Genomic DNA, 22,050 nt, shown 5'->3' with positions numbered 1-22,050 from the left:
AGACATAATAAATGTAATAAAAAATAGTCAAAATTAAATCAAAAAAATTAATTTTGACTATTTTTAACCTTTTTTATATTTTTTGAGCAAACTACTGTAATATTTCTCAATAAATGTTTATAATATAAGCAAAAGTTGGGAACAACTTTGCCTCTATTTTATAGAAAGAAGGATTATTTTATGGCAGACAATGGTTTTGGAAACGACCCATTCGGCGGAAGCGGAATGGATGACATTTTCGGTAGTTTATTTGGCAACATGGGAAACGGAGACGCAAATGCTCGTTACATGGTTAACGGACATGAGTTAACTCCTGAACAAGTTGCTGAAATGAGAAGAACAGGACAAATTCCTGGCCAACAAGGCAGTCATAATGCTGCTGGCGGCGCACAAAATGGTCAACAACAGCAACAGGCTGAAAGTTACTTAGATAAAGTCGGTCGTAACTTAACTGATGAAGCTAAGCAAGGTTTGCTTGATCCAGTTATCGGTCGTGATAAAGAAATCCAAGAAACAGCAGAAATCTTAAGTCGCCGTATCAAAAACAATCCTATCTTAGTTGGTGACGCTGGTGTTGGTAAAACTGCCATCGTTGAAGGCTTAGCACAAAAGATTGTTAATGGTGATGTTCCTGCAACTATTAAAGACAAACAAATTATTTCAATTGATTTATCTTCTCTTGAAGCCGGTACACAATACCGTGGTTCATATGAAAAGAATATTCAAAAATTAGTTAAAGAAGTTGAAGAACGTAAGAACGTTATTATCTTCTTTGATGAAATTCATCAAATCGTTGGTGCCGGTGCTTCTGGTGACGAAACTGGTGGAAAAGGTTTATCAGATATCTTGAAGCCTGCTCTTTCACGTGGTGAAATCTCAATCATTGGTGCTACTACTCAAGACGAATACCGTAACACTATTATGAAAGACGCTGCTTTAGCACGTCGTTTCAATGATGTTACTGTAAATGCTCCAAGTAAAGAAACTACTTTGAAGATTTTACAAGGTATTCGTGGCGCTTACGAAAAACATCACCAAGTTAAATTACCTGACGATGTTTTAAAAGCTGCTGTTGAATATTCAGATCAATATATTCCACAGAGATCATTACCTGATAAGGCCATTGACCTTGTAGATATGACTGCTGCTCATTTAGCTGCTAAACACCCTGTTACTGACAAGGTTAGTCTTGAAAAAGACCTTAAAGCTGCTAAAGCTCAAAAAGAAGCAAATGCTAAAGCTGAAAAATTCGAAGATGCTGCTAAAGATAAAGCAAAAATTGCTGAAATCGAAAAGAAACTTAACAACCAATCAGACAACTCTGAAGAACCAGTTGCTAAGCCTGAAGACATCGCAGAATCAGTTGAACGTTTAACTGGTATTCCAGTTGCTAAGATGAGCACTAACGATATGGAAAGATTGAAAGGCATGGATTCACGTCTTAAATCACATATCATTGGCCAAGACGAAGCTGTTGACTCTGTTGTTGATGCTATTCGTCGTAACCGTGCCGGATTTGACGAAGGTAACCGTCCTATTGGTTCATTCTTATTCGTTGGACCTACTGGTGTTGGTAAAACCGAATTAGTTAAACAATTAGCTAAAGACATGTTTAACGATGAAGACTCAATCATTAGACTTGATATGTCAGAATACCAAGATGAAACTGCTGTTTCTAAAATGATTGGTGCTACTGCCGGATACGTTGGTTACAACGATAACGGTAACACCTTAACTGAACGTGTAAGAAGAAATCCTTACTCAATCGTGTTACTTGATGAAATTGAAAAAGCTAACCCACAAGTAATTACTTTATTACTTCAAGTTATGGATGACGGTCGTTTGACTGATGGTCAAGGTAACGTGGTTAACTTTAAGAACACTGTTATCATTGCAACTTCAAATGCCGGATTTGGTGACAACCAAATGACTAAGAACCAAAAAGAAGATATGAAGATTATGGACCGTTTGGCACCATTCTTCAGACCTGAATTTTTGAACCGTTTTAATGCAATTGTTGAATTTACTCACTTGACTAAGGAAGACTTAAGCAAGATTGTTGATTTGATGATTCAAAACTTGAACGATACCTTAGCTAGAAAAGACATGACTATTACTATTTCCCAGGATGTTAAAGACTGGTTAATGGAACAAGGTTATGATGAAGCAATGGGTGCTCGTCCACTCCGTCGTGTAATTGAACAACAATTACGTGACAAGATTGCTATGTACTACTTAGATCACCAAGATGTTAAAAATCTTAAGGCTATTCTTAAGGACGGTACAACTGTAATCGAAGAAAACAAAGATAAGGGTGCCGATAAAAAAGCTGCTAAATAATTTGATTTAAATTAATAGAACTCATCCAGATTGGATGGGTTCTATTTTTTGTTTATTAATTTTTTTATTTTTAGGATTAAAATTAATTTTGCAATTCTTTTATTGTTTTTGGTTGTGTCAAAACCCGTTTCAGTTGTACTATTAAGACTGGTATAAAATTTAAAAATTAAGAAGGAAATAACATGGTTAGTCAGCCAACAAAGCATCGTTTCATTACCGGTTTTACTGGTCTTAGAGCCTTAGCAGTTATTTGTGTAATTCTCTATCACTTTAACCCCAATCTTTTTAGTGGAGGATATTTAGGGGTTCCAGTTTTCCTGACTCTTTCAGGATATTTAGTTACCGATCATTTAATTAGTGAATATAGTGCTACGGGGAATTTTTCCTATGGTCATTTTTGGTATAAACGTTTAAAACGTCTTTACCCAACACTGATTGTGATGTTATTTGTAACTGCAGCCTATATCACGTTATTTCAACGCAATTTATTGGCTAATTTATGGCAAAGTGTCATTACCAACCTTACATATGTTTATAACTGGTATGAAATTGCCAACGGTCAATCATATTTTCAAAACTTTGCTGGTTCAATGTCACCCTTTACACATTTATGGACATTGGCAATTGAAGGTCAGTTTTACCTCATTTGGCCATTACTTACAGTATTGTTACTGAGTATCTTTAACAAACGAAAACATGGTTCCTTGAACAAAAGCAGTATTTTTTACGTTGCTATTGGTCTTTCACTTCTTTCAGTGATTTTGATGGCAGTTCTTTTTAAACCAGGTGTCGATCCTAGTCGAGTTTACTATGGAACAGATACTCGGATGTTTTCAATTTTACTTGGAGCTGCTTTAGCGGTTTTTTGGCCCAGCAGTCGAGTTATCAAACGTCCCAACCAAAACCAGACACGCTTTTTTGATATCACTGGTTTATTAGGAATGTTAGGAATGCTGGTGATTGTTTTCACTGTTGGCGCCCAATCAACCTTTCTTTACCATGGCGGCATGTTCTTATTTTCCTGTTTTACAGTCTTAGCCATGTGGGCCATCGTTTCTAATGCTAGTCATTGGAATAAACTTATGACCAATCCAGTATTTGATTGGATTGGTTCGCGTAGTTATGAAATCTATGTTTATCAATTACCTGTGTTCGTCTTTTTCGGTGATAAATTCAAAGATGTTGCTGACCATCAGCTTTTATACGGGATTATTGAAATTGTTTTGATTGTAGTTATTTCAGAACTTTCTTATCGCTTTGTCGGTAATCCTTTTGCCAAGTACAATTACAAAGCAATTTTTTCAAAGATATTATCTCTTCTTTCAAAGATTCGACTTCGCGGTATCATCTTTGGCTTGATTATGTTACTTGGAACTTTAGGAATTTTTCAATCCACTATTATTAACCCCAAACAGGCTAACCATACTAAATTAGCTAATCATATTCAGGAAAATGCCAAAGAAGCTAAAAGTTATAACAAAAACTTAGCTAAAAACATCAAAAGTGGCAAAAAAGTCAAACGGTCCGCCAAAGATGAAGCCCAAATTAAAAAAGATGGTTTGTCAGCTACCCAACTAAAAGAAGCGCAAAACCTTTCTGGAAGCGCAGTGGGTGATTCGGTCATGCTAGCTGGACGTGATGATTTACAAAAGATTTTCCCTCGTCTTTACATTGATGCCCAAGTTTCTCGTCAACCAACATCAGCTATCCCAGAAATCCAAAGTCTTAATAAAAAAGGACTCCTTGGCAAAAATGTCATTATTGGATTAGGTACCAACGGAAATGTTTCTCCTGAAACAGTTAAGCAGATTATGAGTACCATTGGCTCCAAACGTCAGGTGTTTTGGATTAATGCCCATGTACCTACTCAGCCATGGCAAAATCAGGTTAACGAAACTCTCAATAAAGCTGCCGGTAAATACAAAAATCTCCACATAATTGACTGGAATAACTATATTGAAAAGCATCCTGAATGGCTTTACTCTGATCAAGCCCACCCTAATACTGAGGGCGCACCAAAATATGCTTCATTTATTGCGCAAAATGTTTTAAAGAACGCTAATAAATAATTAAGGATTGTATTCATGAATTTTATTAAAACTCATCGCATTACTATTTTCAAAATCGCAGCTGCCTTAATCGGTATTTTATTGCTTTACATTCTTTTTAAGGATTACCAGCCACAAATTGAAATGTTGTTTAATCCTAAAGAACGTCCTGCTGCTATCCACGCCATTAGAAGCCATGGCTTAGTCGATGTTGTGCTTTTGATGTTATTACTGTACATTGGTACATCAGTTCCTGGAATCCCAGTTATGCCGATTGCTGTACTGTCAGGACTTTGTTTTGGCGTTTTCTGGGGAACTTTAATTAACATGATCTCCATCGGAACAGGAAACATTGCTTCAATTAAACTCATCTCTTTCTTTAAAAAAGATGCTGAAAAGAAATATAAAAACAATAAATACAGCAGACATCTTAAAAGAATTAAGAATCCCCTGACCCAGTTACTCATTGGTTATTCAATCCCAATGATTCCTTCTTACTTAGTCAGTCTAGAAGCTGCTGCTGAAGAAAAGAAGTACAGTCCCAAAATTGTAATGCTAACTGCCGTCTTAGGTACTTTCCCAGTGGCTTTAATCTATGCCTTAGGTGGAAATACCATTTTGAAAGGTAGTTTATTACAAGTGATGATTTTGTTAATCATCATCGTTTTATTTTTATTCGCCGCAAATTGGTTGCTAAAAATGCTGGTTACGGATAAAATATAACGTGTTAATTTACTCGTAAAATGTTAAAATATAAGTAGTACTCAATAAAACGGAGGTTTTTTTACATGTCTAAACATGATCAAAAAGGTCAAATTAAAGACTTACTTGACTTGGAAGCCGAAAACGGCCCAGTCGTAACTATTACTATTCCATTGAATCCTAAACTAGATGATACTAGATTAGATAAAATCCAAACTGACAGTTTAATTGATTCAGCTAAGGATGCATTCCAAAAAATCTACAAACCAGATCTTTGGAACGCTTACGAATTTCACATTAAGAACTACTTGAAGACTTTAAAACCTAACGCTTCAATCGCTAAAGGGGTAGTTCTTTATGTAACTAACGACTCATTAAAAGCCGTTAAATTAAATTACGCTCCAGAACCAGCATTCTCATTCAGCGACAAACTCCAAATTTTCCCAATCGTAAAACAATTAGAGTTTGTTCCCGACTTTGACATGTTGTTCTTGCAACGTGATTCATACAAGTTGGATAACGTTAAAGATCTTGACGTTACTCAACCTGACAACGATACTCCAGATCCATTTGATAGCGACAAGACTGAAACTGAAACTATCAAAAACCCTAAGACTAACGATGCCGAATGGGATACCCACAAGTACTTCGAAATGGTTGATAAGTACGTACAAAAACGTTACTCAGACAAAGACCATAACCCATTAGTACTTGTTGCTAACGCTGAAGATGAAGGTCGTTTCAAAAAGGCTTCACATAACCCTTACCTCGTTACTGACAAATCTGTTGAAATTGACGGTGCTGTTAAAAACGCTGGTGAAAATGCCCAAGATATCGCTCAAACCATTCACGATCAATTCGTTGCTGATGGTAAAAAAGCTATCAAAGGTGAATATGATAAAGCCGATGGTGCTAAGAAAGCTACTGACGACTTCGATACTATCATGAAAGCTGCCGAAGAAGATCGGATTGCTAACTTGATTATTCAAGACGACGCTTATGTTGAAAGCAAAGACAACGGTGAAACTGTTGAAGTTAACACCGAAGGTTCACGTCCTGCTAACGAACTTAATACTTTAGCTCTTACTGTATTAGGTCTTGATGGCGACGTTACTATGCTCCCTGCTTCTGACATGCCAACTGATAAAAAAGTTGCTGCTATCTTAAGATGGTAATTTAAAAAAGAACTCACTATGGTGGGTTCTTTTTTTGTAAAATAAATAAAAATTTAACTCAAAAAGAGTACGTAAACGAAATGTTTACGTACTCTTTTCATTAATATCTAATTAGCAACCAATAACGCCATCCATACCATTATCTTCAACGCCTTTAGTAGCATCGTTGGTAGTCATTTGACCATCCATTAGTTCACCATCATTTTTCAATTGTAACCAGTTATTCTTAAAATCAATCTTCATTCCCTTATCAAAGAATGATTCATCATTTTTACTCGTATAGAAAGGAACATCCTGATTATTTTCCATTTTAATGTCGTAAGGTGCAGCTAATTTGTTAACCCCTACTACTTGGAAAGTATCGCCAACGGTACATGATCCGCCACCTTTAGAGTATTGGTTTGAACCATCATCAGTAGCTAATAAATAATATTTAGCGTTTGGTAATCTCTTTTTAATATAGTCCATTGCTGGGTCTGTAATTGTTAGTTCCATGATTTATTCCTCCTCATATATAACTTACAAACTTATCATAACATGCCCTTTTTTATAATGCAATAATATTGTACACAACTTAAACAGACATTATCCTATTGTATAATTTACAGTTATGTTATTCTTATAGTGCAATGTAAATGATAAGAAAGAGGTAATATTTATGGTTATGTACAAAGATCTTGAGGGAAAAACTGCCGTAATCACTGGTGGTGATTCTGGTATTGGAGCTGCTATCGCAGCACGTTTAGGTGAAGAACACATGAACGTTGTTATTAATTATCACAAAAATGTCGATTCTGCTAATGAAACAAAAGCTATTGTTGAAAAAAATGGTGGAAAAGCTGTTATTGAACAAGGTGATATTAGTGATGAAGAAAGTGCTAATAAATTAGTTCAAACTGCTGTTGATGCTTTTGGTGGATTAGATGTTTTCTACAACAATGCTGGTTTAGAAAAGAAATGTCCTACTGATCAAGTTACTTTAGATCAATGGAATGCCGTTATTTCAGTTAACTTAACTGGAACTTTCTTAGGTACTAAAGCTGCCTTAGATTACTGGCTTGCAAACAAGAAAAAAGGTGCAATTATTAATACATCTTCCGTGCATCAACAAATTCCATGGCCTACTTTCGCAAGTTACGCATCAAGTAAGGGTGGTGTTAAGTTATTCTCTGAAACTACTGCAATGGAATACGCTAAGCAGAACATCCGGATTAACCAAATTTGTCCTGGTGCCATTAACACTCCTATCAATGCTAAGAAATTTTCTGATCCAAAAACCTATGAAGAAACTGTTTCAATGGTTCCAATGGGTCGGATTGGTAAACCTTCTGAAGTAGCTGCCGGAGCTGCTTGGTTAGCATCTGACCAAGCAAGTTATGTTACTGGAATCTCACTTTACATTGATGGTGGTATGACTCTTTACCCTTCATTCCAAAATGGTAATGGTTAAACTTAAAAATTATAATAAAAAAGACTTCAATCAGTTTAATTAGCTGGTTGAAGTCTTTTTTGTTTTTATTTCGAACTAAACGCCATCTTCAGCTTCTTTAATTTTACCTTAGCCGAATTAAAGGTTAAAGCATTCAACATTAAGATTAAGGGTAAGAATTGAATCAAATATCGACTTCTTCCACCTTCAAATAATAACAAAAATAATAATCCACCCATGATTGCTAACCGAAAAATTTGCGTATATTTATTGACCGATGCAAAACCGAGTGCTAACAGTAAAATGTTCATAATCCAAAAAATCTGTGCTAAAAATTGATAATCGTGAAAATGAGTTCCTTGCTCATAAAAAATACTTTGAATTTTATTTTTAACAGGATTAACAATGTACGGACCATCACCATGATACCAACCAAACGTTCCATCGGAAGTATTAGCATAATTTTTATTAATAAAAAACTGTATAAAACCTATTATTCCATATTCTTTAAACCGTTGCTGAATAATTTTTTGCGAATAGTCGGACCGTTCTTTATCAGTTTTCATAGCCTGTGTTTTAGCAACTTGTTCAGCATTCCAGCCGCCTCGATCAGAAACCCCCATCGCCATAAAATGTGTTGCAGGTTCACCTCGACCTTTATTCACATGAACTAATTTGTCATGATACTCAAAATGCTTAAAACTATTAATACCACCGAATAAAATTATTCCAAACAATCCCACCGCTATGATGTATTTTATTAATCTTTTTCGTGTCATTGTAGCAGGAGAAAAGTTAAACACCATCCATATCAGCACGGCTAGCATAAAAATGATGGAAGACGGCTTCATGAGATACGTTGATAATGCTCCAATTGCGCAAACTACCACTCCGTAATATTTCAAAAAAGTGTTTTTACCTTTTTCAGCAATCACAAATCCCAAAATCATCAGTGAAACAAACGGCAGTACCATTACATCCGAATATGGCACAATTACTTGAACTAGTAACAACATCAAAATATCTTGTAAAACTAACAATGGCAGTAAAGCTCGATGATTAAGCACATAAACACTCACTGCATTTAACCCCAAAGACAAATCTAAACACACTAGGTTAATCAAATTAACGTTAATCCAACTCGGACTTAAATTAAATAAATTTAAAATCGTATGTTGAAAATAGAATAAGAAAAAATTATTAGGATTAAGCGACAAATATTCGTTGGCAACTTTATGATTCACCAATGACTGGTGGATTGTTCCAACATCAAAACCAATCGGCGCGGATATGTTAAATACCAACATAAGTTGCCAAATAATGGCTGTAATGGTTAATAAACCTACTAACCAGAAGCGATAACGTCCCATCCAGTGTTTCAAAAGTGTCTTAAAAATCACTAAATATGTAATAACTCCTGCGATAACCAGCTTCAAAACCAGTGGAGTCAAACCCCATGGATTCAAATTTTGATCATTTAAAGCACCCAATAGTATTAATGCCATCCAACAAGTGAAAATTACGACAATCGTCTTATTAAACCATTTATTCAGAAATGTTGCGTCATTGTGCTTCATAGCAATTGCTCCAATCTTAGATTAAACCTTTTGTAAAATAATGCTTATTCTATTAAGCCATTTTTGACTAATTTTTACAATATTATTTTTAATGTAAACTAAAAAATCCATCACGTAAAGTGATGGATTTTACTTTAATTGAAATATTTACTAGCAAAAGCAGCCGTTTTTTCTTGGTATTGTTCAGGTTCAACATGTTTAGAATGGGCATGCGAAGCCCCTTTGACAATCCATAACTGTTTTTCTTTTCCATGATCATTTCGATAGTTTTCATAAGCAAATTTCGTTGGAACGAAGGTATCATTATCACCATGAATAATAAACAGTGGAATCTCATTATGTTTCAAAGTATGTTTTGTATCACCATCTTCAAAATTATACCCAGCTAACACTTTGGAATAAACCGTCGCAATTGGCAAGATTGGATTAGCAGGCAGATGGAATAAGTTTTTCAATTCGTATTTTAATTCCTCATAAATACTTGAATAACCACAATCAGCAATTGCCCACTTTACATTATGTGGTGCTTTCGGCAGTGTAAACATGACGGCAGAAGCGCCCATACTAATCCCATACATTCCAATTTCAGAATGCGGATTGTATTCATTAATCTGATGCATCCAGTTAGTCAGATCAGTTCGATCTTTCCAGCCATATCCAATGTATTTACCGCCACTTTGACCAAAGGCCCGATTATCTGGAGCCAGCACGTTATATCCATCTTTATGGAACATATGAATATAGGTACTCATCCGTTGCGCCGATCCTCCATAGCCATGCACTACCAAAACCGTTTTGTTGGTTGGCTCTTTAGCCGGAATATAATGAGCTTTTAGCGTCAACCCATCCTTAGTTTTCTGCGTCCAAGTCTGTGATGGAGTATTATCATACCATTCTGTATTAACATTCGTTCCCAGCTGCGTACTGAAGCCGCCACGTTCAAAGGCATAGTTAAACAATAAATACATGACAAAGCCACCGACGATAATCAAAATCACCAGCAGGCTCAGAATCACTCTCGTCCAGACTCGTTTTTCTTTTTGCTTTTTCTGTTTTGTTTGTTGTTCCGTTCGCTTTTTTTTCATTATCATCATCTCAAATCGAATAAAAAGATGCCCAATTGCTATGGACATCTCAGAAATTATAAATTATTTAGCTTCATTGTCATCATTGGAGTTTATGTCTTCTGCTTTTACATCGGCAATGATGTTGTCTTTGCTTAATTTTTCTTTGATATTGGTCCAGGTTACAAACTGTAACCACATCATCACAGCCATCACAATGTGCAAAATCCATCCTATAAATGGAATAAAAGCAAGCGCAGCACAGGCAATCCCAACGATATACTTGGTTTTTGCAGTTGATAATTCTGCTGCATAACGATCAGATCCACCAGTGGTTTCTGCCTGACTAACTATCACCAAACCGGCAATATACAACCCAATCAAAGCAATTAAGGGAAACCATAACGTTGATACTACAATCACTCCGCCAATAACCGGAATAATCAATACTGATTCAATAATAGCTGCAATCAACGTAATTAAGTATAACGTGTTAACCTTCGATAATAAAGCGTTTGAATTCATACATTACTCCTTTTTCGTTGTTATATTTGTACCATTCTAACATAAAATGTGCATTTTTTTGGAAAATGATATAATTAAATCATTAATTTGGAGATGAAGATTGTGAGTAAAAAACTTCCATTTGATTTTACTAATTTAAAATTTGTGGGAATCAGCGCTATTATTGGAACTCTAACAGGAATTGTCATTTCAGCGTTTCGAATTCTGATTGAAAATGGGATTCATTACAGCTTAACTGCCTATCAAGCAGTTTGGCATAATATCAACGTTTTGTGGCTCATTATTCCGGTATTTATTTTGATTGCAATCATTGTAGGATTGTTAATGAAAGGTAATCCCAGCATCCGCGGCTCGGGAATTCCTCAAGTCGAAGCTCAATTAGCTGGAAACTTGGAAATGAACTGGTTTTCTGTACTATGGCGGAAGTTTATTGCCGGCGTCTTAACCGATGGTACAGGAGTTTACATGGGACGTGAAGGGCCATCGATTCAGCTTGGTGGTGCCGTTGGTCAAGGAGTTGCTTATGGATTAAACATGTATGGCTCAAAACGCCGACTCTTGATTGCAACGGGTGCCGCTGCTGGTTTATCCGCTACTTTTAGTGCCCCATTAGCTGGAACTTTCTTTGTAATGGAAGGAATTTATCGTAACTTTCAGCCATTAATCTGGCTTTCATCTTTAACGGGAGCAATTACCGCAAATTTTGTTTCTGTCAATGTCTTTGGACTCCAGCCCGTTTTACCAATTTTTTACAGTCATGATTTACAGCCGTCTAGTTATTGGCAATTAATTCCCTTTGGTATCATTTTAGGGGTGCTCGGATACGTTTATAATGCTGGATTACTGGATTTGCCGCTTTGGTTTGCTAAAATCAAATTCATTCCTTGGTATTTTATGTGTATCATTCCCATCATGCTCGTAATTCCAATTGGGATTTTCTTTCCCGATACCATTGGCGGCGGAAGTAAAATCATCATGTTGGTTTCTACGAAAAGTTTTCCGTTGCAATTGTTGATACTCTTTTTAGTATTGAGAATGGTATTTGGACTAATCTCGTATGGTGCTGGAATTCCCGGTGGATTTTTCATGCCAATTTTGGCAGTTGGAGCGTTGATTGGAGCGGTCTATGGCGATGTCTCAACTAAATTAGGTTTGGTTAATAACGGACTACTAAATAATTTCCTGATTTTTGGAATGGCTGGATACTTTACAGCAGTCAGCAAAGCACCATTTACTTCAATGATTTTAATTACTGAATTAGTGGGAAATACGCATAATTTTATGTCGTTAGCGATTGTCGTACTAGTTTCATACCTAGTGGCTGATTCATTAGGCAGTCAGCCGATTTACCAAGCCCTTGCCGAACGCTTAACGAAGGTCAAACGTTATCTTGATTCAAGAGAGGCCACCGATTTAGTTAAAGTCCCTGTGTTTGAATTCAGTCCGATTGCACATGAATTTGTCAAAGACGTTGATTGGCCGGGACATTCCCTTTTAATTACGATTAAACGCGGAAATTTAACTATCATTCCGCAACCAACAACTAAAATTCATCCTGGCGATACTCTGATTGTGCTGGTTCATAAAAATAATTTTGGTTATATTTATCAACAGTTAAAAGATTTAACTACTCATGAATAAAAAACCGTTCATCATCTCGATGAACGGTTTTTATCTAGAAATTATTATTCAATTACGATTGTATTTTGACTGTTAAGTTTAAAGGCTTCTTTCTTTTGACTCTTCATACTGCGTGGTTGGAAATTAACTTCCACTGAATTACCTTGATTACGGAGTTCCTCCGCTTTCTTCAGAGCCTGGTCAAAGATAGTGTTGATTTCGTCTTCTGACTTTCCTTTGGTATCAGTACAAATGAAGTAATCAAGTCCATCTTCAGTTGCTTCGGATTTAACCACCGTTGCTAATCGGTCTTCCCCAAAGGCAAATCCAACTCCACCCATTTCAGGGCCACCAAATTCTTGTACCATGTTATTGTAACGACCACCGGCACAAATAGTGGTATAGTCATCGCCAAATTCAGGCGCTTTGGCTTGAATTTCAAAAACAGTGTCGGTGTAATAATCTAGTCCACGAACTAAACGATCATCAATTACATAATCAACGCCTAAAATATCAAGGGCTTGTAACAAATCATGGAAATACTTTTTCGAACGATCATTGAGACTATCTTCCAATTTAGGTGCATTAGCCACAATTTTTTGATCATTGCGATCTTTACTATCTAAAATTCGTAAAGGATTTTGTTCCAACCGACGTTGAGAATCAGAGCTTAACTCATCTTTAAATTGTGCAAAGTATTCTACTAATGTTTCTCGATATGCATTTCGACTCTCGTCATCACCAAGAGTATTTAATTCAACGCGTAAATCGTTAATATCTAAGCCATGGAAAATATCGAGAGCTAATTTGATAACTTCGGCATCAATTTGCGGACTAACTGCCCCAATTGATTCACAACCAATTTGATAAAATTGACGATTATGTGTAGCACCAGGACGTTCATACCGGAACATGGGTCCCATGTAGTAAACTTTGACTGGCTTTGGATGTTCTGGTCCAAATAATTTATTTTCTACAAAAGAACGTACAATTCCAGCTGTTCCTTCTGGGCGCAGCGTAATACTGCGCTCGCCTTTATCTTCGAAGGTATACATTTGTTTCGTCACAATATCTGAGGAATCTCCCGAAGTCCGACTAAAAACGTCCGTTTTTTCAACCATTGGCGTTCTCATTTCAGCATAGTTATAACGAGCAAACACTTCGCGAGCAGTTCCTTCAATGCGTTGCCAAACGCTAGTTGTTCCAGGAAGAATATCTTCCATTCCTCGTACACTTTTAAATTTTTCGTCCATTTTTTAAACCCAACTTTCTTATTACTCAATTTACTTAAATTTTACCATTATTAGCAGACATTGTACCAATTAAATCAAGTTAGTAAATTCACTTAAATTAAGTTAGTAAATTCACTTAAATTAAGTTAAATTTTTTTGAAATTATCACTGATTTCCGACCATTAATTTAATTTATTCAGCAATAATTCGGTTACGTACGTTATTTTCTTTTTCTTTCGTTAGTGTTCGTTATTAGCGTTGATTTTAACAAAAATATCTGCTAATCTATTATATTAACAACTACAACTTAATAATAGGAGAATTATAATGGATAATTGGGAAAACAAGTTTGGCAAACATCAGGCATTAACCTATGATGATGTACTTTTGGTTCCAGCAGCAAGTGACGTGCTCCCCTACCAAGTCAGCTTAAAAACAAAATTAGGCAATAATCTTCTCTTAAACATTCCGGTCTTAAGTGCTGCAATGGATACTGTTACAGAAGCACCAATGGCTATCGAAATGGCTAAAGGTGGTGGACTCGGCGTGATACATAAAAACATGTCGCCGGAAAAACAAGCCGCAGAAGTAGAAACCGTTAAAAATGCCGCCGTTGAAGGTGACTTAGCAGCTGTTGACGAAAATGGTCGCTACCTTGTGGCTGCTGCAGTGGGAATCAATGAAGAAACTTTCATCCGTGCTAAGAGTCTATTCGACGCTGGTGCAGATGCCATCGTGCTTGATTCAGCTCACGGTCATTCTAAAGGCGTACTTGATAAAATCACCGAAATTAGAGCACAATTTCCAGATAAGACTTTAATTGCTGGAAATGTTGCTACTGCAGCTGCTACCAAAGCTCTTTTTGAAGCTGGTGCCGACGTTGTAAAAGTCGGAATTGGTCCTGGTTCAATTTGTACCACTCGAGTAGTTGCCGGTGTTGGAGTTCCACAAATCACGGCTGCTTTTGACTGTGCAGCAGTTGCCGAACAATACGGCAAACAGATTATCGTTGATGGTGGTTTGCAATATTCAGGTGATATCGCCAAAGCCCTCGCTGCTGGTGGAAACGCCGTAATGCTTGGTAGTATGCTTGCTGGAACTACTGAAGCTCCTGGTAAGATTTTAGAAAGTGCCGACGGAAAACAATTTAAAGTATATCGTGGGATGGGTTCAATTCCTGCCATGGAAAATGGATCATCCGATCGTTACTTCCAAGGAAAAGTAAAAGCTGAAAAGAAACTCGTTCCTGAAGGTATCGAAGGAAAAACAGCTTACAAAGGCGACGTTGCCGATATTATCTATCAGATGATGGGTGGTTTGCGAGCTGGAATGGGATACACTGGTTCACGTACCATTGATGACTTGCACAAAGCTCAATTTGCCCGCATTTCCAATGCTGGATTACGCGAATCTCATCCTCATGATGTTCTTATCACCAAGAGCGCACCTAATTACCAAAAATAGGAGGAATACCGATGGCAAAAACCATTCGTGATTATGATTCCGTAGTCGTTTTAGACTTTGGAAGTCAATATAATCAACTAATCACCCGCCGTATTCGTGAAATGGGTGTTTATTCAGAATTAAAACCACATACTATAACGGCAGCTCAAATTAAAGAAATGAAACCAAAAGCCATTATCTTTTCTGGCGGTCCCAATAGTGTTAATGGAAAAAATGCATTAGATATTGATCCAGAAATTTTCAAACTTGGAATTCCTATTTTGGGAATTTGTTATGGAATGCAATTAATGGCTCATGATTTGCCAGGTGGAGAAACCACTACTGCCGACAATAGTGAATATGGTCAAGCTAAAATTGAAATTACCGATAAAAACTCTAAAATTTTTCAGGATTTGAAACCCGATCAAACTGTTTTAATGAGTCATGGTGATTTTGTTACCAAAGTTCCAGATGGCTTTGAAATCACTGCAACCAGTGGTTCATGCCCAATTTCAGCAATGGCTGATCCGAAACGCGGTTTTTATGCCGTTCAATTCCATCCCGAAGTTAACTTAACTGACGAAGGTCGCGAAATGCTTCGCCATTTTGTCTTTGACATTGCGGGTGCTGAAGCCAACTGGTCCATGGAAGACTTTATTAATGATGCGATTGAAACTATTCGTGAAGAAGTAGGCGACAAACGTGTCTTATTAGGATTATCTGGTGGAGTTGATTCATCAGTTGTTGCTGTTTTACTCCATCGTGCGATTGGCGACCAATTAGTCTCAGTCTTTGTAGACCATGGTTTGTTGCGAAAAAATGAAGCACAACAAGTCTTACATTCGCTAGGAGATGACTTTGGCTTAAATATCGATTTTGTCGATGCCAGCAAGTTGTTCTTAGGAAAGTTAAAAGGGGTAACCGATCCTGAAAAGAAACGAAAAATCATTGGTAAAGAATTTATTGATACTTTCTCAGAAGAAGCTCGTAAATTTGATGACGTTGATTTTCTTGCGCAAGGAACGCTCTATACTGATGTAATTGAATCTGGAACCGACACTGCCCAAACAATCAAATCACATCATAACGTGGGTGGTTTGCCCGACGACTTACAATTTAAACTAATCGAACCTTTAAACAAACTCTTTAAAGACGAAGTTAGAGAACTGGGCGAAAAATTAGGCATGCCTAAAGAACTCGTTTGGCGTCAGCCCTTCCCTGGTCCTGGATTAGCGATTAGAATTATTGGAGAAGTAACTCCTGAAAGATTACGCATGGTACGTGATTCGGATGCTATCTTACGTGATGAATTTGCCAAAGCTGGCCTAAATAAGACAATTTGGCAATACTTCACTGCCCTTCCCGGGATTCGCAGCGTTGGTGTCATGGGTGACGAACGAACTTATGACGAGGCTATCACGATTCGTGCCGTAACCTCTGTCGATGGAATGACTGCTGAATATGCAGAAGTTCCTTGGGAAGTATTAGGTAAAGTTTCCAAACGAATTGTTGACGAAGTCGCTGGAGTTAACCGAGTATTATACGATATTACTGGTAAGCCACCGGCAACGATTGAATACGAATAGTAACTAATAAACACATTACCTAAATTACAGCGTTTTCAAAGCATTTACGCAGGCATTAAACTCCATTAAATCAGGTAAATTAGGATTAAGTGTCCCTTTATAAGGCCCAAAAACAGTTGAAACTTTTTATATTTCAACTGTTTTTTTGTACTATAAATATTTATGTTAATATCATGAAATCGTATTATACTTTGTATGTAATAAGTTACAAAATAATTTGAAAGAGACTTAAAGAAAATCAAAAGAAAACATTTTGATATGGAAAAGTTTAAGATTGCAATTACAGCTATTACTAACCAAGATAATAATAAATTAAAGCAGTTGAAATTAATTAAATGAGGTCATTAATATGAAAATTACAATTAACATACTTTATTCAGGAACTGGAAATAATGCTCACAAATTTGCGGAAGAAATGATCAAAACTGGTATCGTTGAACGTATTAGAGCACAAACCGGAAATCAACATTATGAATACTTCACTCCTTTTGAAGATCACGAAAGTATCTTATTAATTGATGTTTGGAATGATCAAGCTGCACTTGATACCCACCATAAATCTCCAATGATGTCAGAAATTGCTAAATTACGAGATAAATATAAATTACACATGAAAGTAACCAAATTTCAATCCATAAATTAGGTCTACAACCCAATGTTTGATGATATAATACAACTACTGTACTTAATGATTCCAGGGCGTCCCCTGCCCTAGAATCTTTTTTTGTGTGTTTAAGGAGTTTTATTTATGAAAAGTTTTAAAATGCAAACCCTCATCTTAATTTCAATTGCCTTTATGTTGGGACTGAGTGAATTTATTATTGTAGGAATTTTAGGTGATATTGCAGGTTCATTTCACGTCAGCATTGCCAGTGTTGGTTTATTAACAACCATTTTTGCGGTCGTTTATGCTATTTCGACTCCAATCTTATCTTTATTAGTTGGTGAACATCGGCTCAATAAAGTAATTGGCTTAACTATGGCAATCTTTATTTTCGGCAATGTATTGTCTGCAGTTTCCCCAACCTTTTTGATTCTTACAGTATCAAGAATTATCACTGCGTTGGTTGCTGGAATCACCATCTCAATTGCAATTACTTTTGCAACATATATTGCACCGGTTGAAAAAAGAGCATGGATTGTTTCTTGGGTTTTCTCAGGTTTTAGTATTGCTTCTGTATTTGGTGTTCCAACTGGAACATGGTTAAGTAGTCAAGTCGGCTGGCGACTAACTTTTTGGCTAATTGCCATTCTGTCAACATTAGTTTTAATCGCTTTTCAAATCTCTCTTCCTCATAACTTGAAACAGAAAAAGGTTGAACACTTTACCGATCAATTTAAAATTTTAACTGACAAAAGAATTTTACTGGGTCTTTTAGTTCCAGTCCTTTCATTAGGAGCGGTTTATGTCCTTTATACCTACGTAACGCCCATTCTAACTGATTCTTTTGGTTATAGTATCAACTTTGTAACTATTTATTTAGTAATTTATGGAATCGCCTGCTTATTTAGTAACCAAACCGGGGGACGTCTAGCTTCTAAAAATGGTTTTCAACGTGTTTTTAAATATTATGTGATTCAAACCATCGCTTTACTAGGGGTATCGATATTCTTTAAAGTTCCTGTTATTGATTTATGCTTGATCATTTTACTAGGCTTCACTATTTATTTAGCCGGGGCAACTTGTCAGCTATTTTATATGCAAATTGCGGAAAAGAAGTATCCACAATCACTAGTTTTAGCATCCTCATTTAATCCCATTTTTAGTAATGTTGGGATTGCGTTAGGGTCAGCTACGGGTGGAATCATTGTTAATTCCGTGGGACTTCCTTTTCTTGGAATTGGCGGAGCAATTTATACCGCATTACTTCTAGTTGTCTTGTGGTGTCTAACCCACCGTTACAAAGCATAATTAAATTAAAATTAGATAATTATACGGTTTATATTACATCAACTTACCAATAGTTCGTAAATCATTCAAATAAACTAAAAATAAAAGCTGTAACTTCGTTATTAAACCACGATTACAGCTTTTATTTTACATTTCATTAAGATTTTGTTAAAAAAAGCGTTGACAAACCACTTTTTTCAATTTATAATTTAAAAAAATATTAAAGAAAGGAAGTTTTTAGCAATGACAAATGTAGTATTTTACATTATTAGCATTTTATTAGTCGTGTTAGTCGCATTAATTATTAAAAATTGTGTGGATAATAAGATGCTTTTTCGTCAAAGCTAATTTCTTCTTAGAATCCTCGCAGTTTTCTCAACTTAAGCTGTGGGGAAAATATCAGTCCTGCAGTTTAAATAAACTGGAGGACTTTTTTATTACCTAAAGGAGTGATTGCCAGCAATTAGTTTTAATAAATTAAAGGAGTGTTTCAAATGTCTAATCAAGAAGTCCTGGATAAAGAACAGCAGCATTATGCCAAAGCCGATCGAATTAAATATTTTGATATCGTTATCAAATCAGGAAAAGATGCCATCTTAACAGATGAAGATGATAACAAGTACATTGATTTATTATCAAGTGCTTCCTCAACTAATACTGGTCATTCTCATCCCCACGTGGTTAAAGCGATTCAAGATCAAGCAAGTCAGCTGATTCAATATACTCCCGCCTACTTTGCCACGAGTCCTGAAGCAAAGTTAACACCGCGTTTAGCAAAATTAGCTCCGATTGATGGACCAGTCAAAGTGGCATTTGGCAACTCTGGTTCTGATGCTAACGACGCAATCATCAAGTTTGCTAGAGCTTACACTGGTCGTCAGTACATTGTGAGTTTTACCGGAGCCTACCACGGTTCGACTTATGGATCCATTAGTACTTCGGGCGTCAGTCTCAATATGACTCGCAAGATTGGACCTTTACTGCCTGGAGTAGTTAAAGTTCCTTTCCCTAGTCCTTGGTACAAACTTCCCAATGAAAGCGATGACGATTTTAGTGATCGGATGTTTGCTGCATTTAAATTACCATTTGAAACTTATCTCCCTGCCGACGAAACGGCAGTGATTGAGATTGAAGCCATCCAAGGTGATGGTGGATTTGTCAAAGCACCTGAAAGATTTTTAAACCAAGTTTATCAATTTGCCCAAGAACATGGGATTTTGTTTGCGGTTGATGAAGTTAACCAAGGTTTGGGCCGATGTGGAAAAATGTGGTCAATTGATTATTTTCCAGATGTCCATCCCGACCTGGTTGCTGTTGGCAAATCGATTGCTTCTGGTTTGCCGCTTAGTTCCGTTTTAGGTCGCAAAGAAGTCATGGATGCTCTTGATGCACCTGGAAATGTATACACCACAGCTGGTAATCCAGTAACAACTGCTGCTGCCAACGCAACTCTTGATGTCATTGAAAATGAACATTTAGTCCAGCGAAGTGCAAAATTAGGCAAGCAGGCACACCAATTTTTTGATAAAATGAAAAATAAGTTTTCTTTTGTTGGTGACGTCCGTATTTATGGTTTAAACGGGGGAATTGACATCGTGGATCCAGTAACTGGCAAACCGGATAGTGAAGCTGCTACCAAACTGATTTGTCGCATCTTTGAACTTGGTGCTCTAATGATTACAGTTCGTGGCAACATTCTACGATTTCAACCCCCGCTCGTTATCAATGAATCTGATTTAAAAAAAGCATTTGCAATAATTGAACAAGCAATGCAAGAATTAAATGAAGGAAAATTAACTAAATCCCCTACCAACATGGGTTGGTAACTTAAAGGAGTTTTAAAACAATGAAAAATATTTTCAAAAAAATGAATGAAAAAGTCGATTTTCATTTTTACATGTCTAAGGATAAAAGCTTGGAAAAAACCATGACTGTTAAAGATTTCTTGGCTCTTGGCCTTGGAACAATTTTATCAACATCCATTTTTACCCTACCTGGGATTGTAGCTGCAAACTACACTGGTCCTGCTGTTGTTATTTCATTTATTTTGGCGGCAGTGGTGGCTGGACTAGTTGCCATGAACTATGCTGAAATGGCATCCGTACTTCCCTTTGCCGGATCAGCTTATTCTTGGATTTCCGTTCTTTTCGGTAAGTTCTGGGGCTGGATTGTCGGTTGGGCCCTCTTAGCTGAGTATCTGATTGCCGTAGCATTCGTGGCAGCTGGTCTTTCCTCGAATGTGCAGGGACTGATCTCACCATTAGGAATTGCATTACCAAAAGCAATTGCTTCCCCATTAGGAACTAACGGTGGGGTGATTGATATTATCGCTGTGATTGTGGTTGCCTTAGTTACATACATTCTCTTGCGCGGTGATCGTCAGACCACTAAAATTTCAAATATTTTGGTTGTTTTGAAACTACTTGCTATCATTACCTTTATTGTGGTTGGTGCAACAGCCATCAAAATGCAAAACTATGTACCATTTTTCCCTAAGAGTCATCCTAATGCCGATGGAACAACTTTCGGTGGCTGGCAAGGAATCTATGCCGGTATCTCAACGATTTTCCTTTCATATATCGGATTTGATTCAATCGCTTCTAACTCTGCCGAAGCTAAAAATCCACAAAAAACTATGCCTCGTGGAATCATTGGCTCGCTAGTTATCGCAACCATCTTCTTCATTTGTGTTTCTCTTGTAATGGTTGGAATGTTCAAATACACGATGTACGCTAACAACGCTGAACCAGTTGGCTGGGCATTGCGTCAAGGTGGTCACGTTATCATTGCCAGTGTAGTTCAAGCAGTTGCCGTTGCCGGGATGTTGGTTGCCTTGATTGGAATGATGATGGCCGGTTCTCGTTTGATTTATTCGTTTGGACGTGACAAAATGTTGCCAAAAGCTGTTGGTAAATTGAACAAAAAGAAAATTCCTAGCAATGCACTCTGGATGATCACCATTGTTGGAGTTATTTTGGGAGCTGTTTTCCCTTTCACTTTCTTGGCACAACTAATCTCTGCCGGAACTTTGATTGCTTTTATGGCAGTTTCACTAGCAATGTACCCATTGCGAAAACGTGAAGGTAAATCATTGCCTAAGGCTGCTTACAAAGAGCCATTTTATCCAATCTTGCCTGCTCTTGGTTTCATCGGTTCCTTTACCATCTTCATGGGACTTGACGTTCAAGCTAAGATTTACTCGGCAGTTTGGTTCTTGATTGGTGTTATCATCTACTTTGCTTACGGAATGAAACATGCTAACTCTGATATTCCTTCTCCTAGTGATGATGAAATTGAAGAAAACCTTTAAAATAATAAAAATTAAGAGAGACTTTTAGGTCTCTCTTTTTTATTTCAAACAAAATTTTATAAAACCAGTTTTTTTCGGTATAATTAAGGTAAACAATAATTAGGAGGA

Annotated in this window: 17 protein-coding genes; 12 read left to right on the top strand and 5 right to left on the bottom strand. The window is 36.7% G+C overall.

The features are described 5' to 3' along the window. The first annotated feature begins 180 nt into the window (after nucleotides 1–180). The 4 genes from AC0GLR_RS00695 to AC0GLR_RS00680 all read left to right on the top strand — a co-directional run bounded on the left by AC0GLR_RS00695 (nucleotide 181) and on the right by AC0GLR_RS00680 (nucleotide 6,265). Nucleotides 181–2,340 (top strand): ATP-dependent Clp protease ATP-binding subunit, encoded by a 2,160-nt coding sequence (locus AC0GLR_RS00695; RefSeq protein ID WP_495604912.1) that lies wholly within the window; start codon nucleotides 181–183, stop codon nucleotides 2,338–2,340. 182 nt (nucleotides 2,341–2,522) lie between these two features. After that, nucleotides 2,523–4,409: an acyltransferase family protein gene (locus AC0GLR_RS00690; protein ID WP_495604911.1), complete on the top strand. Its 1,887-nt coding sequence runs from the start codon at nucleotides 2,523–2,525 to the stop codon at nucleotides 4,407–4,409. A gap of 15 nt (nucleotides 4,410–4,424) precedes the next feature. Beyond that, entirely contained in the window at nucleotides 4,425–5,111 is a 687-nt protein-coding gene (locus AC0GLR_RS00685; RefSeq protein WP_495604910.1) for a VTT domain-containing protein, read from the top strand. Between the two features lie 65 nt (nucleotides 5,112–5,176). After that, on the top strand, nucleotides 5,177–6,265 hold the full coding sequence (locus AC0GLR_RS00680) for a baeRF3 domain-containing protein (protein ID WP_065866165.1): 1,089 nt from the start codon (nucleotides 5,177–5,179) through the stop codon (nucleotides 6,263–6,265). Nucleotides 6,266–6,376: 111 nt separating this feature from the next. Here the strand turns inward: AC0GLR_RS00680 and AC0GLR_RS00675 are convergent, their stop codons facing one another. Further along, a complete protein-coding gene (locus AC0GLR_RS00675; protein WP_054646034.1) occupies nucleotides 6,377–6,760 on the bottom strand; it encodes an iron-sulfur cluster biosynthesis family protein in 384 nt (127 codons plus the stop codon). A 169-nt stretch (nucleotides 6,761–6,929) separates the two neighbouring features. Between AC0GLR_RS00675 and AC0GLR_RS00670 the strand changes: the two genes are divergently transcribed. Then, on the top strand, nucleotides 6,930–7,715 hold the full coding sequence (locus AC0GLR_RS00670; protein ID WP_495605392.1) for a glucose 1-dehydrogenase: 786 nt from the start codon (nucleotides 6,930–6,932) through the stop codon (nucleotides 7,713–7,715). A 65-nt stretch (nucleotides 7,716–7,780) separates the two neighbouring features. Here the strand turns inward: AC0GLR_RS00670 and AC0GLR_RS00665 are convergent, their stop codons facing one another. From AC0GLR_RS00665 to AC0GLR_RS00655, 3 genes are all read right to left on the bottom strand, one after another. Beyond that, nucleotides 7,781–9,271 carry a glycosyltransferase-like membrane protein gene (locus AC0GLR_RS00665; protein ID WP_495604909.1) on the bottom strand — a complete coding sequence of 497 codons (1,491 nt, stop codon included), beginning with the start codon at nucleotides 9,269–9,271 and terminating at the stop codon, nucleotides 7,781–7,783. A gap of 134 nt (nucleotides 9,272–9,405) precedes the next feature. Next, entirely contained in the window at nucleotides 9,406–10,356 is a 951-nt protein-coding gene (locus AC0GLR_RS00660) for an alpha/beta hydrolase (RefSeq protein WP_495604908.1), read from the bottom strand. 63 nt (nucleotides 10,357–10,419) lie between these two features. Then, on the bottom strand, nucleotides 10,420–10,860 hold the full coding sequence (locus tag AC0GLR_RS00655; protein WP_495604907.1) for a hypothetical protein: 441 nt from the start codon (nucleotides 10,858–10,860) through the stop codon (nucleotides 10,420–10,422). A 93-nt stretch (nucleotides 10,861–10,953) separates the two neighbouring features. Between AC0GLR_RS00655 and AC0GLR_RS00650 the strand changes: the two genes are divergently transcribed. Next, nucleotides 10,954–12,501 (top strand): ClC family H(+)/Cl(-) exchange transporter, encoded by a 1,548-nt coding sequence (locus AC0GLR_RS00650; protein WP_495604906.1) that lies wholly within the window; start codon nucleotides 10,954–10,956, stop codon nucleotides 12,499–12,501. 44 nt (nucleotides 12,502–12,545) lie between these two features. Here AC0GLR_RS00650 and hisS read toward each other — a convergent pair whose 3' ends face one another. Next, the gene (gene hisS / locus AC0GLR_RS00645; RefSeq protein WP_495604905.1) at nucleotides 12,546–13,733 is read right to left on the bottom strand and encodes a histidine--tRNA ligase; all 1,188 of its coding nucleotides are present in this window, start codon (nucleotides 13,731–13,733) and stop codon (nucleotides 12,546–12,548) included. Nucleotides 13,734–14,039: 306 nt separating this feature from the next. Here hisS and guaB point away from each other — a divergent pair, with 306 nt between their 5' ends. The 6 genes from guaB (at nucleotide 14,040) to AC0GLR_RS00615 (ending at nucleotide 21,942) form a co-directional block, all read left to right on the top strand. Next, nucleotides 14,040–15,176 (top strand): IMP dehydrogenase, encoded by a 1,137-nt coding sequence (guaB, locus tag AC0GLR_RS00640; protein WP_495604904.1) that lies wholly within the window; start codon nucleotides 14,040–14,042, stop codon nucleotides 15,174–15,176. Nucleotides 15,177–15,187: 11 nt separating this feature from the next. Continuing rightward, nucleotides 15,188–16,741 carry a glutamine-hydrolyzing GMP synthase gene (gene guaA, locus AC0GLR_RS00635; protein WP_495604903.1) on the top strand — a complete coding sequence of 518 codons (1,554 nt, stop codon included), beginning with the start codon at nucleotides 15,188–15,190 and terminating at the stop codon, nucleotides 16,739–16,741. A 349-nt stretch (nucleotides 16,742–17,090) separates the two neighbouring features. Further along, on the top strand, nucleotides 17,091–17,384 hold the full coding sequence (locus AC0GLR_RS00630) for an antibiotic biosynthesis monooxygenase family protein (protein ID WP_495604902.1): 294 nt from the start codon (nucleotides 17,091–17,093) through the stop codon (nucleotides 17,382–17,384). Between the two features lie 105 nt (nucleotides 17,385–17,489). Continuing rightward, the gene (locus AC0GLR_RS00625) at nucleotides 17,490–18,653 is read left to right on the top strand and encodes an MFS transporter (protein WP_495604901.1); all 1,164 of its coding nucleotides are present in this window, start codon (nucleotides 17,490–17,492) and stop codon (nucleotides 18,651–18,653) included. A gap of 473 nt (nucleotides 18,654–19,126) precedes the next feature. After that, a complete protein-coding gene (locus AC0GLR_RS00620) occupies nucleotides 19,127–20,458 on the top strand; it encodes an aspartate aminotransferase family protein (RefSeq protein ID WP_495604900.1) in 1,332 nt (443 codons plus the stop codon). A 20-nt stretch (nucleotides 20,459–20,478) separates the two neighbouring features. After that, nucleotides 20,479–21,942, top strand: a complete 1,464-nt coding sequence (locus AC0GLR_RS00615) for an APC family permease (RefSeq protein WP_495604899.1) — start codon at nucleotides 20,479–20,481, stop codon at nucleotides 21,940–21,942. Nucleotides 21,943–22,050: the final 108 nt, after the last annotated feature.

It is taken from the genome of Fructilactobacillus sp. YLN 2412 (genome assembly GCF_059488745.1).
The sequence above is the reverse complement of the archived record's forward strand: the minus strand, read 5'-3'. Positions and strand labels throughout refer to the sequence as shown.

What these genes read in the sequence shown, in the direction of transcription:
- AC0GLR_RS00655 (WP_495604907.1), bottom strand. Translation starts at nt 10,860, where the DNA reads ATGAATTCAAACGCTTTATTATCGAAGGTTAACACGTTATACTTAATT.
- AC0GLR_RS00685 (WP_495604910.1), top strand. Translation starts at nt 4,425, where the DNA reads ATGAATTTTATTAAAACTCATCGCATTACTATTTTCAAAATCGCAGCT.
- AC0GLR_RS00695 (WP_495604912.1), top strand. Translation starts at nt 181, where the DNA reads ATGGCAGACAATGGTTTTGGAAACGACCCATTCGGCGGAAGCGGAATG.
- AC0GLR_RS00675 (WP_054646034.1), bottom strand. Translation starts at nt 6,760, where the DNA reads ATGGAACTAACAATTACAGACCCAGCAATGGACTATATTAAAAAGAGA.
- hisS (WP_495604905.1), bottom strand. Translation starts at nt 13,733, where the DNA reads ATGGACGAAAAATTTAAAAGTGTACGAGGAATGGAAGATATTCTTCCT.
- guaB (WP_495604904.1), top strand. Translation starts at nt 14,040, where the DNA reads ATGGATAATTGGGAAAACAAGTTTGGCAAACATCAGGCATTAACCTAT.
- AC0GLR_RS00630 (WP_495604902.1), top strand. Translation starts at nt 17,091, where the DNA reads ATGAAAATTACAATTAACATACTTTATTCAGGAACTGGAAATAATGCT.
- AC0GLR_RS00650 (WP_495604906.1), top strand. Translation starts at nt 10,954, where the DNA reads ATGAAGATTGTGAGTAAAAAACTTCCATTTGATTTTACTAATTTAAAA.
- AC0GLR_RS00620 (WP_495604900.1), top strand. Translation starts at nt 19,127, where the DNA reads ATGTCTAATCAAGAAGTCCTGGATAAAGAACAGCAGCATTATGCCAAA.
- AC0GLR_RS00660 (WP_495604908.1), bottom strand. Translation starts at nt 10,356, where the DNA reads ATGAAAAAAAAGCGAACGGAACAACAAACAAAACAGAAAAAGCAAAAA.
- AC0GLR_RS00690 (WP_495604911.1), top strand. Translation starts at nt 2,523, where the DNA reads ATGGTTAGTCAGCCAACAAAGCATCGTTTCATTACCGGTTTTACTGGT.
- AC0GLR_RS00680 (WP_065866165.1), top strand. Translation starts at nt 5,177, where the DNA reads ATGTCTAAACATGATCAAAAAGGTCAAATTAAAGACTTACTTGACTTG.
- AC0GLR_RS00665 (WP_495604909.1), bottom strand. Translation starts at nt 9,271, where the DNA reads ATGAAGCACAATGACGCAACATTTCTGAATAAATGGTTTAATAAGACG.
- AC0GLR_RS00670 (WP_495605392.1), top strand. Translation starts at nt 6,930, where the DNA reads ATGTACAAAGATCTTGAGGGAAAAACTGCCGTAATCACTGGTGGTGAT.
- AC0GLR_RS00615 (WP_495604899.1), top strand. Translation starts at nt 20,479, where the DNA reads ATGAAAAATATTTTCAAAAAAATGAATGAAAAAGTCGATTTTCATTTT.
- guaA (WP_495604903.1), top strand. Translation starts at nt 15,188, where the DNA reads ATGGCAAAAACCATTCGTGATTATGATTCCGTAGTCGTTTTAGACTTT.
- AC0GLR_RS00625 (WP_495604901.1), top strand. Translation starts at nt 17,490, where the DNA reads ATGAAAAGTTTTAAAATGCAAACCCTCATCTTAATTTCAATTGCCTTT.